14 protein-coding genes are annotated in these 14,073 nt (G+C 73.9%); 9 read left to right on the forward strand and 5 right to left on the reverse strand.

Features of this window, described 5'->3' with window-relative positions:
• The first annotated feature begins 130 nt into the window (after nucleotides 1-130).
• The 6 genes from ACFYSC_RS22460 to ACFYSC_RS22485 all read left to right on the forward strand — a co-directional run bounded on the left by ACFYSC_RS22460 (nucleotide 131) and on the right by ACFYSC_RS22485 (nucleotide 6,000).
• Complete coding sequence (locus tag ACFYSC_RS22460; RefSeq protein WP_389964793.1) at nucleotides 131-922, forward strand: thioesterase family protein; 792 nt, start codon at nucleotides 131-133, stop codon at nucleotides 920-922.
• A 224-nt stretch (nucleotides 923-1,146) separates the two neighbouring features.
• Complete coding sequence (gene murI / locus ACFYSC_RS22465; protein ID WP_389964796.1) at nucleotides 1,147-1,983, forward strand: glutamate racemase; 837 nt, start codon at nucleotides 1,147-1,149, stop codon at nucleotides 1,981-1,983.
• Nucleotides 1,980-2,732: an MBL fold metallo-hydrolase gene (locus ACFYSC_RS22470; RefSeq protein WP_389964799.1), complete on the forward strand. Its 753-nt coding sequence runs from the start codon at nucleotides 1,980-1,982 to the stop codon at nucleotides 2,730-2,732. Before murI ends, ACFYSC_RS22470 begins: the two co-directional genes overlap by 4 nt.
• A 4-nt stretch (nucleotides 2,733-2,736) precedes the next feature.
• A complete protein-coding gene (rph, locus tag ACFYSC_RS22475; RefSeq protein WP_362930567.1) occupies nucleotides 2,737-3,453 on the forward strand; it encodes a ribonuclease PH in 717 nt (238 codons plus the stop codon).
• A gap of 106 nt (nucleotides 3,454-3,559) precedes the next feature.
• Nucleotides 3,560-4,198, forward strand: coding sequence for an RdgB/HAM1 family non-canonical purine NTP pyrophosphatase (gene rdgB / locus ACFYSC_RS22480; protein WP_389965196.1), 639 nt, complete (start codon nucleotides 3,560-3,562; stop codon nucleotides 4,196-4,198).
• 146 nt (nucleotides 4,199-4,344) lie between these two features.
• On the forward strand, nucleotides 4,345-6,000 hold the full coding sequence (locus tag ACFYSC_RS22485; protein WP_389964802.1) for a molybdopterin-dependent oxidoreductase: 1,656 nt from the start codon (nucleotides 4,345-4,347) through the stop codon (nucleotides 5,998-6,000).
• 22 nt (nucleotides 6,001-6,022) lie between these two features.
• Here the strand turns inward: ACFYSC_RS22485 and ACFYSC_RS22490 are convergent, their stop codons facing one another.
• Both ACFYSC_RS22490 and ACFYSC_RS22495 read right to left on the reverse strand, forming a co-directional pair.
• Nucleotides 6,023-6,295, reverse strand: a complete 273-nt coding sequence (locus ACFYSC_RS22490) for a hypothetical protein (RefSeq protein WP_389964805.1) — start codon at nucleotides 6,293-6,295, stop codon at nucleotides 6,023-6,025.
• Between the two features lie 17 nt (nucleotides 6,296-6,312).
• Entirely contained in the window at nucleotides 6,313-6,660 is a 348-nt protein-coding gene (locus tag ACFYSC_RS22495) for a hypothetical protein (protein ID WP_389964808.1), read from the reverse strand.
• Between the two features lie 432 nt (nucleotides 6,661-7,092).
• Between ACFYSC_RS22495 and ACFYSC_RS22500 the strand changes: the two genes are divergently transcribed.
• Genes ACFYSC_RS22500 through ACFYSC_RS22510 form a run of 3 tightly spaced genes read left to right on the forward strand, consistent with a single transcriptional unit; the run spans nucleotide 7,093 to nucleotide 9,679 of the window.
• Nucleotides 7,093-7,848, forward strand: coding sequence for a toxin glutamine deamidase domain-containing protein (locus tag ACFYSC_RS22500; RefSeq protein WP_389964811.1), 756 nt, complete (start codon nucleotides 7,093-7,095; stop codon nucleotides 7,846-7,848).
• A gap of 34 nt (nucleotides 7,849-7,882) precedes the next feature.
• Nucleotides 7,883-8,152 carry a PepSY domain-containing protein gene (locus ACFYSC_RS22505; protein WP_389964814.1) on the forward strand — a complete coding sequence of 90 codons (270 nt, stop codon included), beginning with the start codon at nucleotides 7,883-7,885 and terminating at the stop codon, nucleotides 8,150-8,152.
• Between the two features lie 57 nt (nucleotides 8,153-8,209).
• Nucleotides 8,210-9,679: an ATP-binding protein gene (locus ACFYSC_RS22510; RefSeq protein WP_389964817.1), complete on the forward strand. Its 1,470-nt coding sequence runs from the start codon at nucleotides 8,210-8,212 to the stop codon at nucleotides 9,677-9,679.
• Between the two features lie 112 nt (nucleotides 9,680-9,791).
• Here the strand turns inward: ACFYSC_RS22510 and ACFYSC_RS22515 are convergent, their stop codons facing one another.
• The 3 genes from ACFYSC_RS22515 to ACFYSC_RS22525 all read right to left on the reverse strand — a co-directional run bounded on the left by ACFYSC_RS22515 (nucleotide 9,792) and on the right by ACFYSC_RS22525 (nucleotide 14,052).
• The gene (locus ACFYSC_RS22515) at nucleotides 9,792-12,311 is read right to left on the reverse strand and encodes an ABC transporter permease (RefSeq protein WP_389964820.1); all 2,520 of its coding nucleotides are present in this window, start codon (nucleotides 12,309-12,311) and stop codon (nucleotides 9,792-9,794) included.
• A gap of 4 nt (nucleotides 12,312-12,315) precedes the next feature.
• The gene (locus tag ACFYSC_RS22520) at nucleotides 12,316-13,089 is read right to left on the reverse strand and encodes an ABC transporter ATP-binding protein (RefSeq protein ID WP_389964822.1); all 774 of its coding nucleotides are present in this window, start codon (nucleotides 13,087-13,089) and stop codon (nucleotides 12,316-12,318) included.
• A gap of 297 nt (nucleotides 13,090-13,386) precedes the next feature.
• Nucleotides 13,387-14,052 (reverse strand): response regulator, encoded by a 666-nt coding sequence (locus ACFYSC_RS22525; protein ID WP_389964825.1) that lies wholly within the window; start codon nucleotides 14,050-14,052, stop codon nucleotides 13,387-13,389.
• Between the last annotated feature and the right edge of the window lie 21 nt (nucleotides 14,053-14,073).

Genomic DNA, 14,073 nt, shown 5'->3' on the forward strand with positions numbered 1-14,073 from the left:
CGCGGGGGCGCGTCCCGTGCCCGGACGGTGAGGCGTCGGCGCAGGTCATGGCGGTGGTGAGAGGCCGGGGAGGCGGGACCCGCCGGGAGTCGGTACAGTGAACGCTCTAGAACAAGGTTCGGGAGCGTGGATGACGAAGTTCGACGAGGCGACGCAGGCGATCCGGGTGGACGAGGCCACCTACGACGTGTGCCTGGACGCCGGCTACTCGATCGGCGGCCCCCTCAACGGCGGCTACCTCATGGCGGTGCTGCTGCGCGCCGCGGTGGACGCCTCCCCGCACGAGCACCCCGTCAGCACCGCGGCCCAGTTCCTGCGCGCCCCCGTCCCCGGCCCCGCCCAGGTACGGCTGGAGCAGCTCAAGGCGGGCCGCACCGCGGCGATGACCCGCGCCACCCTCGTCCAGGACGGCGTCTCCTTCATCGAGGCCCTCGTGACGACGGCGACCCTCGGCGACGCCGCCCCCGACTGGACGGGCGAGCCCACGGCGGTCCTGCCGCCCGTCGAGGAGTGCGTCAGGCTGCCCGACCCCAAGCCGGAGTCGAACATGACGCTCAGCGCGCGGATGGACATGCGGTTCGACCCGCCCACCATCGGCTGGCTGCAGGGCAGGCCCACCGGCCGTCCCGAGGCCCGCGCCTACTTCCGGATGTCCGAGCCGCAGGACCCAGACCCCTACGTGCTGGCGCTGGCCGTCGACGCCCTCCCGCCCGTGGTGTTCTCCGCCGGGGCGCGCGGCTGGGCCCCCACCGTGGAGCTCACCTGGCACCTGCGCGCCCTGCCCGCGCCCGGCTGGCTCACCCTGGTCGGCGGCGGCAGGCTGATCAGCGACGGCTGGTTCGACGAGGAGGTCGAGGTCTGGGACTCCACCGGACGGCTGGTCGCCCAGTCACGGCAGCTCGCCCGGGTGGGCCGCGGCTGAACCCGGCCCGGCGGGACCCGGCCCGGCGGGATCGGGAACGTGGCGGGACCGGGGACGCGGCGGGACCGGGGACGCGGCGGTGCGGGCGGTGGCCGTTCGAACCGGGCCCGGCCTGGAGCGGCCGGGACGTTCCGGGCACGGCCGGGGGAGCGCCGAAGCGGCGGACGCCGCTGTGACGATTATTACCGTGATCGGGGACCCGGGGTCCCCTAACCTTGGGAACCGTGTCCCAAGCGAGCATCGGGATCTTCGACAGCGGGGTGGGCGGTCTCACGGTGGCCCGCGCCGTCATCGACCAGCTTCCGAACGAGTCCGTCCTCTATGTGGCCGACACGGCGCGGCAGCCGTACGGGCCCAAGACCATCGCGCAGGTCCGCGCCTACGCGCTGGAGGTGATGGACCACCTCGTCGAGCACGACGTCAAGATGCTGGTGATCGCGTGCAACACCGCCAGCGCCGCGGTGCTGCGCGACGCCCGTGAGCGCTACGGCGTGCCGGTCGTCGAGGTGATCCAGCCCGCGGTGCGCCGTGCCGTACGGGCGACCCGCAACGGCCGGGTCGGGGTGATCGCCACCCGGGCCACCATCGAGTCGATGGCCTACCACGACGCCTTCGCCGCCGCCCCCGACGTGCTGCTGACCGGGGTGGCCGCGCACCGGCTGGTGGAGTTCGCCGAGCGGGGCGAGACCATGAGCGACGAGCTCATCGAGGTCGTCCGCGACTACCTCAAACCGGTGCTGGCCGACGGCTGCGACACGCTGATCCTGGGCTGCACGCACTACCCGCTGCTGGCCGGGCCGATCGCCTACGTGGCGGGGGACGGCGTCACGCTGGTCTCCAGCGCCGACGAGACCGCCAAGGACGTCTACCGGATCCTGCACGACCGGGGGCTGGCCGCGACCTCCGGCACTCCCCGGCACCGGTTCCGCACCACCGGTGACACCGGGCTCTTCGAACGGCTCGGGCGGCGGTTCCTCGGGCCGGAGATCGAGGCGGTGGAGTTCGCGGCGCTGGGCGACGGCCCCGGCGGGCGGCTCGTGGAAGCGGGGGAGGCGCCGTGAAGGTGACGATCGTCGGATGCTCGGGGAGCTTCCCCGGGCCGGACAGCCCCTCCTCCTGCTACCTGCTGGAGGCCGAGGGGTTCCGCATGCTGCTGGACTTCGGCAACGGCTCGCTGGGCGCGCTGCAGCGCCACATCGGCCTCTACGACGTGGACGCGATCTGCCTGTCCCACCTGCACGCCGACCACTGCCTCGACATGTGCTCCTACCACGTGGTGCGCACCTACTCCCCGCAGGGGCCGCACCCGAGGGTGCCGGTCCACGCGCCCGCCGACGCCCCCCGGCGGCTGGCCGGCGCCTACGGCATGCCCGACGAGCCGGGCATGGAGACCTCCTTCGACTTCGCGCCGCTGACCCCCGGCACGTTCGAGGCGGGCCCGTTCCGGGTGACGGCCGCGCCGATGAACCACCCGGTCGAGACCTACGGCTTCCGCGTCTCGTACGGCGGGCGCTCGGTGGCCTACTCCGCCGACACCGGGGAGACCGCCGAACTGGTCCGGCTGGCAGCCGACGCCGACCTGCTGCTGTGCGAGGCCAGCTTCCCCGACGTCCCGGGACTGCCCGCCGATCTGCACCTCACCGGACGACAGGCCGCCGAGCACGCGGCCAGGGCCGGGGCGGGCACGCTGGTGCTGACCCACCTGGTGCCCTGGCACGACCCGGCCCGCATCCTCGCCGACGCCTCCCGGGCCGGTTTCCCCGGACGTATGGAACTCGCGCGGAGCGGCGCCGTCTATGACCTAGGGTGATGCCATGGCTCGTGCAGATGGACGTTCCCCTGACCAACTCCGCCCCGTCACCATCACCCGTGACTGGCTGACGCACGCCGAGGGCTCGGTGCTCGTCGAGTTCGGCGGCACCAGGGTGCTGTGCGCCGCGACCGTGCAGGACAGCGTGCCGCGCTGGCGGCGGGGCAGCGGCCAGGGCTGGGTCACCGCCGAGTACGCCATGCTGCCCCGGTCGACGAACACCCGCAACGACCGCGAGTCGGTGCGCGGCAAGATCGGCGGCCGGACGCACGAGATCTCCCGGCTGATCGGCCGCTCGCTGCGCGCCTGCGTCGACTACAAGATCCTGGGCGAGAACTCCGTCGTCATCGACTGCGACGTCCTGCAGGCCGACGGCGGCACCCGTACGGCGGCCATCACCGGCGCCTACGTCGCGCTGGCCGACGCGGTGAAGTGGATGCGCGAGCGGAAGATGTGCTCGGGCAACCCGCTGGTCGAGTCGGTCGCCGCGGTGTCCGTCGGCGTCGTCGGCGCGACTCCGCTGCTCGACCTCTGCTACACCGAGGACGTCGCCGCCGAGACCGACATGAACGTGGTGATGACCGGCTCCGGCGCGTTCGTCGAGGTCCAGGGCACCGCCGAGGGCCGGCCGTTCGACCGCGCGGCGCTGGACGAGCTGCTCGACCTCGGCGCCGCCGGGTGCGCGGAGCTGACCCGCCTGCAGAAGGAGGCCCTGGCGTGAGCGCCGGAGTCCCGTCGGCCGTGAGCCGGGGGGCGGGGAGCGACGCGGGCCACGGACCGGGGGTGCCGGCGTGAGCGCCGGAGCGGCGTCACCCGCGAACCCGGGGATGCCGGGGGTCCCGGAGGCCGCGGGCCGGGTGGTGCTGGCCACCCGCAACGCCGGGAAGATCACCGAACTGCGCCGCATCCTGGCCGAGGCCGGGGTGCCGGTCGGGATCGTCGGCCTGGAGGAGTTCCCCGAGATCGGCGACGTCCCCGAGACCGGCCTGTCCTTCGCCGAGAACGCCCTGCTCAAGGCGCACGCGGTCGCCCGCGCCTCCGGCCTGCCCGCGATCGCCGACGACTCGGGCCTGTGCGTGGACGCGCTGAACGGCATGCCCGGCATCTTCTCGGCTCGCTGGTCGGGCAGGCACGGCGACGACCTCGCCAACCTGGAGCTGCTGCTCGCGCAGGTGTCCGACGTGCCGGCCGCGCACCGGGGCGCGCACTTCGCGTGCGCCGCCGCGCTGGCCCTGCCGGACGGGCGGGAACGGGTCGCCGAGGGCGCGATGCACGGCGTGATCGTTGACGCGCCGCGCGGCACCGGCGGCTTCGGCTACGACCCGATCTTCGTGCCCGAGGGCGAGAGCCGGACGAGCGCCGAGCTGTCGGCGGCGGAGAAGGACGCCATCAGCCACCGGGGCCGCGCCTTCCGCGCCCTGGTCCCGATCCTGGTGGAGACGCTCTCCGGCGCGACGGGCTCGTAGCCGGGTCCGTGTGCGGCCGGGGCGCTCCCTCGTGGGCGGTTCCGTGCCCGGAGTCCGGGGGATGGGCCGGGCCGCAGGCACCCTGGCCGGGTCCCGTAATCGGCGCGTAAGATCCCGGCCCCGCCGCCGGGCGTAGCGTCGGAGGCATGAGGAGTGACAACCGCCTGCCCGTCTGGGCCTCGGCGCTGATCGGACTGGTGACCGGCGCGGTGGCGATCGGGGTCTCACTGCTGGCGGCGGGGCTGGTGAAGGCGTCCGCCTTCCCGGTCTTCGCGGTCGGCAACGCCGCCGTCGATCTCACCCCGGCCGGGCTGAAGGACTTCGCGATCCGGACCTTCGGTGAGAACGACAAGCCGGTCCTGCTGGCGGGCATCTTCGCCGTCATGGCCGTCCTCGCCGTCGCCGTGGGCGTCTTCGCCGCCCGGGACCTCCGGTACGGCCTGGCGGGACTGGCGGCCTTCGGGGTCGTCGGCCTGGCCGCCGTGCTGACCCGTCCCGATGCCGGCCCGGTGGATGCGATCCCCACCGTCGCCGGGGTCGCGGTGGGCGCGATCGCGCTACGGGCCCTGCTCAGACGCGCCTCCGCCGCCCGGGACGACGGCACCCGGGACGACGGCACCCGGGACGGTGACGCCCGGGACGGTGACGCCCGGGACGACGGCGTCCGGGACGGCGACGCCCGTCCTGAGGAGACGGGGCCGCCGGTCATGCGGGCCGGGCGCGACCGGTACGCGGTGAACCGGCGCGGGCTGCTGACCGGCGTGCTCGGCGGCGCCGCCGTCGCCGGGGTGAGCGGCCTGGCCGGCCGGGCGCTGTCGGGCCGGTCGGAGGTGAGCGCCGCCCGGGTGGGCCTGGCGCTGCCCCGCCCGGCCGTGCCGGCGAAGCCGCTCCCGGCCGGGACGGATCTGCGGATCAGGGGCCTGACGCCGTTCGTCACCCCCAACCGCGACTTCTACCGGGTGGACACCGCGATCGTCGTGCCGCAGGTCGATCCGCGCGACTGGACGCTGCGGATCGGCGGCATGGTGGACCGGCCGGTCGAGCTCACCCTGGCCGACCTGCTCAAGCGGCCCCTGGTGGAGGAGGACGTCACACTGTGCTGCGTCTCCAACCCGGTCGGCGGTCACTACACCGGCAACGCCCGCTGGCTGGGCGCGCGGCTGGCCGACGTGCTGCGCGACGCGGGGGTGCGGAGCGGAGCCGACATGCTGCTCAGCACCTCCGCCGACGGCTGGACCTGCGGCACGCCGCTCGACGTCGTCCTCGACGGCCGCGACGCCCTGCTGGCCGTCGCCATGAACGGCGAGGCGCTCCCGGTCGACCACGGTTTCCCGGTCCGTCAGGTCGTGCCCGGCCTGTACGGGTACGTCTCGGCGACCAAGTGGGTCACCGAGATCAAGGTGACCCGCTTCGACCAGGACACGGCCTACTGGACGACCCGGGGGTGGGCGGAGAAGGGGCCGATCAAGACGCAGTCGCGCATCGACCTGCCGAGGGACGGCGGGAGCGTCCCGGCGGGCCGTACCGTGATCGCGGGTGTCGCCTGGGCGCAGCACCGGGGGGTGGACGCCGTCGAGGTGCGGGTCGACGGCGGGTCGTGGCTCCAGGCCAGGCTGGCCGAGGCGCCGACCGCCGACACCTGGCGTCAGTGGGTCGTCGACGACTGGGACGCCGTCCCGGGTCGGCACACCATCGAGGTGCGGGCCACGGACGCCACCGGCCACACCCAGACCGCCCAGCGGGCCCCGGTCACGCCCGACGGCGCCACCGGCTGGCACGCCGTCACGGTCACCGTCACCTGAGCCTTCCGGCCTCAGGCGGGCCTCACGACGGCCTGTACGAGACGGCCCGCACGGGACGGCCCAGGGCGATGACGGGACCGGTCCGGGCCGGGCCCTCGGCGCGGCGCCGGGCGCGGCACCTGCCCGAGTTCCTGGCCCGCGGGCAGGGCTTGGCGGCCTTGAACTGCGAGGTCACCGTGGAGAGCAGCCCGGCCGGCCCCGGGAGGCCGCCGAGCGCGCCCGGCGCCACCGCCGGAACGGCGAGGAGGGAGGCGAACATCGCCCCCGCCGAGAGGGCATGCTTGATCGTCGTCATGGGGTCACTCCCTGCCGTCAGTCGTTGATCCCGCCGGGACCTCCGGGACCGCCGGGCTGCAGGTTGTCGCCGTATCCGATGCCGGGCGGCTTCGGCGGCCTGCCGCGCTTCTCCTTCGGCGGGCGGGGCCGGTCCAGGCCGGGTCCGTAGGAGACCGCGGAGAAACCGCGGTGCCTGATGCACCTGCTGGCCTTGCGCCTGCTCGGGCAGGTGCCGTCGTCCCGTGTGAGGGCCGGGGCGGTGACCGGGGCGGCCCGCACGGCGGAGCCGGCCGATGCGGTCCCGGCCATGGCGGCCCCGGCCGCCGGGACGGCGAGCAGGGAGGCGAGCACCGTCCCCGTGAAGAGGGTGTGCCTGATCGTCATGGACATCACTCCGTCCGGCCCTCGGGTCCGGGTGCGGCCCGGACCGGCGAACCGCCGGGCCGCCGCCTCAACCGACGCCGTCCCGGCCTGGGAACCTCGTGTCCCACGGTAGGCACGGCGGGCCCCGGAGGTCGTCCAGGGGAGATCAAAGCCTTGCGCACGGCTTATTACCATCGAGTAACCACCTGTGACCGAAGGCATCGTTTCCATCACGGAAGGTGACATGGGCCACGCGGGGCATCGGCGCCGTCGCGCGCCGGGCCGGGGGCGCGGGTAACGCCCCGGTAGGTCGCCCCGTCGCCGTCCGGCCGCGGAACGTCCCGGTGCGCGTCCCCCGGTTCGGTCAACTCGCCCGCCGGTCTGGTCAACTCCCCCGCGCGGCAGGCGGGGCGGCCCTAGCATCGGGCCCGGACGGATGGGCGAGGGGGACGCATGACGCGGTTGTTTCTGCCCGAGGGGGTCTACAACCCCGTCGTGGCCGCGGACGGGCGGCGGTGGCGCGACTTCGAACTGGACGGCTCGCAGCCGCTCCCGGTTCCGGCCGCGCCGCCACGGGAGCCGGAGCCGGCGCGCTGGCGGCCGCTGCTGCTCGACCGGTGCCGGCCGTACGGCGTGGCGGGCGGGCTGGCGATGCCCGACCCGCAGACCCAGGAGGACGTGACGCGGGCGGTGCCGCTGACCGAACGGGGCGTGCCGCGGCGCTTCCCCGACCCGCGCGGCATGTGGATCAGGCTGGTCAACGGCTCCGGTCCCGCAGAGGACCCGTTCCGGGCGACCAACGCGGTGGACTGCGCGCTGGCGGTGCTGTCCACCTGGTACGGCGCGCCCGCGGTGGCGGCCCCCCGGCGGCCCGAGTACGACCGCGCCGGAAAGCCGCTGCTCACCGGGGAGGCCGGGGGGGTGGCCCGCGCCGAGCGGTGGCTGGGCCAGCGCTTCCGGTACGTCGGGCAGGGGCGGCAGGCCTACGTCCCGATCGCGCAGGCGCTGCTGTCCGGCGGGCACGGATCGTGCGCGGTCATCATGAACCGGTGGCCGGGCGGCGGCAGCCACGCCTGGAACGCGGTCAACTTCTCGGGCGAGGTGATCTGGATCGACGCGCAGCGGGGCCACATGTCGGTGGAGCCGCCGTACGGGTCGGTCGCCGGGGTCTTCTGCGTGGTGGTCGACGCGGAGGGGCGGCGGCTGTGAACCCCATCGATGTCATCGACGCGGAGGAGGGGCCGTGAACCTCGACCAGGCCAGGGCGATCGCCGAGGAGTACTTCAACGGCGTCCGCCGTCCCGGCTCCGCCGTGGAGATCCGGCTCCACGGCTTCGGCGGCGGCTACGTCGCCTGGGCGGCGGAGCCCGAGCCCGACGACCCCGGGGTGCTGCCCGACACCGTCGGCGGAGGCTGCGTGGTGATCGACAAGTACACCGGGGAACTCGCCATCCGGCCGCTGCTCCACCCCGAGGCGGTCGCCGAACAGTGGCCGGGCCCCCGCCTCCGATAAGATCGCTGCTTTTAGGAGTACGATACTTATAAATGTACTCCTAAAAATGGAGGGCCCGTGCGGCTGAACAAGCCTCCGGACATGTTCGACCGCGACTGGGAGTGGCGGCAGCTCACCCGCTTCGCCCGGGACGAGGGTGCGGGCGCCACCCTGGGGGTCGTCTCGGGACGTAGGAGGCAGGGCAAGTCCTTCCTCTTGGAGTCGCTCTGCGAGGCCGGCGGCGGCTTCTACTACGCGGCGACGGAAGCCGTGCCACGACAGGAGGCGCTCAGGCAGCTCGGTGACGCGGTGGCGGCCTACACCGGCGCACCGGGGACGGTCCGCTTCGGCGACTGGGCGCAGGCCGTCGACGGGCTGCTGGCCCTGGCGGCGGACCGTCCGCTCCCCGTCGTCCTCGACGAGTTCCCCTACCTGGTCAGGGAGGCCAAGGATCTTCCCTCGGTCATCCAGAAGGCGCTGTCGCCGCGTCGCGCCGAACGGCTGGCCTCCAGGGCGCGGATCCTGCTGTGCGGATCCTCGATCTCCTTCATGGGGGGCCTGCTCACCGGCGCCGCCCCGCTCCGCGGCAGGGCGGGCCTCGAACTGGTGGTGCCGACCTTCGACTTCCGGACGGCCGCCGGGTTCTGGGGCATCACCGACCACCGGCTCGCGGCCATGCTGTACTTCGTGCTCGGCGGCACGCCCGCCTACCGCACCGAGTATCTCCGAGGCGAAGCGCCGGCGAGCCTCGGCGACTTCGACGCGTGGATCGTCGAGCACGTGCTCAATCCGGCGAGCCCCCTCTTCCGTGAGGTGCGCGCTCTCCTTGCGGAGGATCCGACCCTCCGTGACACCGGCCTCTATCACACGGTTCTCGCCGCCGTGGCCGAGGGGAACGCCACCCGGGGCGGTATAGCGACCCGGATCGAGCGCAAGGCCACCGACATCTCCCACCACCTGACGGTCCTGGAGGACGCGGGTCTCCTCGTCACCGAACCGGACGCCTTCCGATCCAACAGGTCGGAGTACCGCATCACCGAGCCGCTGGTCCGCTTCTACCATGTGATCATGCGCCCGTACTGGGCGCAGCTGGAGCAGGTACGGCCCGGCCGTACCGAACGCATCTGGAAGGCGTCCGCGCCGAAGTTCCTCAGCAACGTCGCCGGGCCGGTGTTCGAGCGGATGTGTCGCGTCTGGGCGTCGAACATGGCCGCCGACGACACCTTCGGGGGCTTCCCCGCGAGGATCCTCTCGGGAGTCGTCTATGACCAGGCCACGCGCACGGGACACGAGGTCGACCTCGCCGCGTTCGACCCCGAGGGCGGATTGCTCGCCATCGGCGAGATCAAGTGGGGAGACGTCGTCGGTCTCGGCCACCTGAACAGGCTTGAGAAGATCGCCTCCTTGCTGGCCGCCCGGGGACAGGCGCCCGGAGTGCTCGTCATGTTCAGCGGAGCGGGGTTCACCGACGATCTCCGGACGGCGGCCGCCTCCGGTGACGGCCGAATCCAGTTGGTGGACCTCCGCAGGCTCTACACGGGGGAGTGAGGGAACGGCCGGGGCGCCGCCCCCGCGGACGGCCCCGGCCGTTCCCTGCGCGCACTCCGTCCGGCGCGCCGCCCGCCGCCCCTCGCGGACGCCCGGACGCGTTGGCGGCCGGTCAGCCCGTGGCGAGGGAGCCGACGATGGAGGCGCGGGCGGCCCGGCGGGCCGGCAGCACGGCGGCGACGACCCCGGCCAGGCCGGACAGCGCCACGAACGCCAGGACCTGCGTGACCGGCACCTGGAAGGCGACGTCGTCGGCCATCGTCCGCGTCGCGGCCCAGCCGAACCCGACGCCGAGCCCCACGCCGACCAGCGCGCCGATGAGCCCCAGGATCAGCGCCTCCACGGTGAGCATCCGCCGCAGCTGGGGCCGGGTCAGGCCGAGCGCCCGCAGGAGTGCCGACTCGCGGGTCCGTTCGTGGACCGACAGTGAGAGCGTGTTGGCGATGCCCAGCAGGGAGATGAGCACCGCCAGGCCCAGCAGGCCGGTGATGATCATCACCATCATGTCGAGCGACTCCTCGAACTCGCCGCGGACGTCGGCCGCGCTGGCGACCTTCGCCGTCGGGTACGGCCGCGCCGCCGCCTCGACCACCCGGCGGCCCACGTCGGCGCCGACGCCGTCCCGGGCGTTGATCATCAGCCGACTGTCGCCGACCGCGCCGAAGTAGCGGTCGAAGTCACCCGCCGGAACGGTGACCGGCGGCAGGACGCCCGAGTCGGGGTCGAAGGTGGCCACGACCCGCAGGCTCACCGTGCCGGCCTCGGCGGTCCGCACGCCGATCCGGTCGCCGGTCTTCAGCTTCAGGCTGGTGGCGACGTTCCGGTTGACGACCGCCGTCCCGGGCGTGAGCAGGGCGATCGACCCCTCGTCGAGCTTCGGCCGGAAGTCCGGCGCCGGGGTGAAGGTCCCCACCCGGAACTCGGCGCCGCGGTCCCCGACTTCGGCGATCTTCTCGCGGAACGCCGCGACCGAGGCGAGCTCGGGCCGCTTCCGGAGGCCCTCGCCCAGGGCGCGGGGCATCGTGGAGTCACGGTCCTGCGGCTGGACCAGGTAGTCCACCGGGAACTGCTCGTCGAGCCGCTCGGTGAAGGTCACCCGTATGGTGCCGGTGATGACGGCGATGAGGGTCATCAGCGTCACGCCCACGGTGAGCGCCACGGTCGTGGTGGCCGACCGGCGGGGGTTGCGGCCGGAGTTGTCCACCGCGAGCCTGCCGGGCACCCCGGCGAGCTTCGCGGGCAGCCAGCCGACCAGCGCGCCGAGCGGCCTGACGAGCACCGGGCCGATGATCAGCACGCCCAGGAAGAAGACCGTGCCGCCGCCCATGACGACGAACAGCGCGGACTCGCCGGGGCCCATGGCGACCCCGGCCGCGGTGACGCCCGCTCCGGCGAGCAGGAACAGCGCCGCCAGGGCCGTCCGGACGACGCCGGTCCGGAAGACGTGCTCCTCGGCCTGCGAACGCAGCGCCGCGATCGGCGCGACCCGCGTCGCCGTCCGGGCCGGCAGCAGCGCCGAGCCCACCGTGACGACGACGCCCAGGGCCACGGCCAGCCCGATCGTGCGCGGCGACAGCGCCGGTGCCGTGCCGGTGGGCAGCGGCGCGCCGAACGAGGTCAGCGCGGCGAGCGCTCCCAGGCTCAGGCCGTAGCCGAGCAGCAGCCCGAGGGCCGAGGAGATCAGGCCGACCACCGTCGACTCCAGCAGGACCGAGCCGAAGACCTGCCGGCGGGTGGCGCCGATGCAGCGCAGCAGCGCCATCTCCCTGGTCCGCTGGGCGACGAGGATGGTGAAGGTGTTGTAGATCACCAGGGCGGCCACGAACATCGCCACCAGGCCGAACAGCAGCAGGCCCGTCTTGAGGACCCCGGTGTCCGCGCCGTTCCGCTTCACCAGGTCGTCGGCGAACCTCTCCCCGGTCATGACCTGGTAGCCGGATCCCAGGGCGGCGGCGACCGCCGCGCGGGCCCGCTCCTGGGAGACGCCCTCGACGGCCGCGACGTCGATCTCGGTGAAGGCGCGCTGCCCGGTCATCCGCTGCGCCATGGCGGTGGTGTAGCCGACCGCGCCGGTGTAGCCGAGCTCCTGGTCGAGGCCGACGTCGAACAGGCCGACCAGCGTGAACTCGTGCCGGGCCTCGCGCGAGTCGAGCACCGTGATCCGGTCGCCGACCTTGAAGCCGCGGGTCCTGGCGGTGTTCTCGTCGAGTACGGCCTGCGCGTCGGTCCTCGGCGCCGTGCCGCTGGTGATCTCGGTGCGGTTCAGCGGGCCCTCGACGACGGAGACGCCGGAGGTCGGGTAGTCGCCGGCGGCCTTGCCGTCCTTGCCGATCAGGGCGGAGGTGCCCCGCACCAGCCCCTGGGCGTCGGCGACCCCGCCGGTGGCGCGGATCTTCTCCAGAACCGCCGCCGGGACGCGCTTCGGCTCCCGGCCGTCCGTGCCGGGGCCGGGCAGCACGGCGACGTCGATCCTGTCGGCCGCCGCGCCGAACCGCTGACCGAAGCCCGCGTCGATGGTGTCGGTGAGCACGAACGTGCCCGCGATGAAGCCCACGCCCAGCGCGATCGCCAGCGAGGTGAGCAGCAGGCGCAGCCGGTGCGCCAGCAGCCCGGCCAGTGTCGCCTTGATCATCTCCTCAGGCCTCCAGCTTCATCAGCGTGTCCAGCACGCTCTGCGGCGTCGGCCGGTGGATCTCGCTGACCAGCAGGCCGTCGCGGAGGAACACCACGCGGTCGGCGTAGGAGGCGGCCACCGGGTCATGGGTGACCATCACGATCGTCTGGCCGAGCTCGCGCACCGACGTGCGCAGGAAGGCCAGCACCTCGGCGCCGCTGCGGGAGTCGAGGTTGCCGGTCGGCTCGTCGGCGAAGATGACCTGCGGCTTGCTGATCAGCGCCCTGGCCACGGCCACCCGCTGCTGCTGGCCGCCGGACAGCTCCGCCGGGCGGTGCCCGAGCCGGTCGCGCAGGCCCACGGTCTCCACCACGCGGTCGAACAGGTCCCGGTCGGCCTGGCGTCCGGCGATGTCCAGCGGGAGCCGGATGTTCTGCTCGGCGGTCAGCGTCGGCAGCAGGTTGAACGCCTGGAAGATGAAGCCGATCCGTTCGCGGCGCAGCAGGGTGAGCCGCTTGTCGTCCAAGCCGGTCAGCTCGACGTCGCCGATGTGCACCTGTCCGTCGCTGACCGTGTCGAGGCCCGCCAGGCAGTGCATCAGCGTGGACTTCCCGGACCCGGACGGCCCCATGATCGCGGTGAAGGCGCCGGTCGCGAAGGAGACGTCCACCCCGCGCAGCGCGTGCACCGCCGCGTCCCCCCGGCCGTAGCTCTTCGTCAGCCCCTTCGCGACCACGGCGGGCGCCGCGTTCTCCCGCGCGCCCCGCGCGCCGACCTCTCCACCGGTGAGGGTCACGTCAACTCTCCTTGCGACAACAGCGTTCATTACCGGGAAAACGCTATTGCCAGGAGAAACGCCCGCCATCGGACTGCGGGACGGACCTGTCCTCCACCGGAGGGCTCGCGCGCGGCGGCCGTTTCCCACCGCCGGAGTAGCCCGGCATCGGCCGTTCGGCCGACCCGGCCCCGCGTGACCCTCCCTGTGCCCGACCGCTCCGTGCCCGACCGGCTCGTTCCTGCCTGACCCGCTCCGGCCTGACCCGCTCCGGCCTGACCCGCTCCGGCCTGACCCGGGCACGGACCCCGGGCGGGGTCAGCCCGCCGAGTTCGGGGTGACCAGGCCGCTCTCGTAGGCGTACACCACCACCTGCGTCCGGTCCCGCAGGCCCAGCTTGGCCAGGATCCGGCCCAGGTGCGTCTTGACCGTCGCCTCGGCCAGGACCAGCCGGCCGGCGATCTCGGCGTTCGACAGCCCCCGCGCCACCAGCACCAGCACCTCGCGCTCCCGCGCGGTGAGCCCGTTCAGCGCCGCCGGCTCCGCCGTACCCGGCGAGGGGAGGTGTACGGCGAAGCGCTCCAGCAGCCGCCGCGTCGTGCTCGGCGCCACCACCGCGTCGCCGCTGTGCACCGACCGGATCGCGCTGACGAGGTCGGCGGGCGGCACGTCCTTGAGCAGGAACCCGGCCGCGCCCGCCTTCAACGCGGCGAACGCGTACTCGTCCAGGTCGAAGGTGGTGAGGATCAGCACCCGCGGCCCGTCCGGCTCGGCGCGGATCAGCCGGGTCGCCTCCACCCCGTCCATGACGGGCATCCGCACGTCCATCAGCACGACGTCCACCCCGGTCGTCCGCGCGGCCCGGACCGCCGCGGCGCCGTCGCCCGCCTCCGCGACGACCTCGATGTCGGGCTGGGCCCCGAGCACCATGCGGAACCCCGTCCGCAGCAGCTCCTGGTCGTCCACCAGCATCACGCGGATCACGCCCCGCCCACCTCCTCGCTC

The organism is Streptosporangium sp. NPDC004379 (assembly GCF_042873875.1).
In the GTDB taxonomy this organism is placed as follows: Bacteria; Actinomycetota; Actinomycetes; order Streptosporangiales; family Streptosporangiaceae; genus Streptosporangium.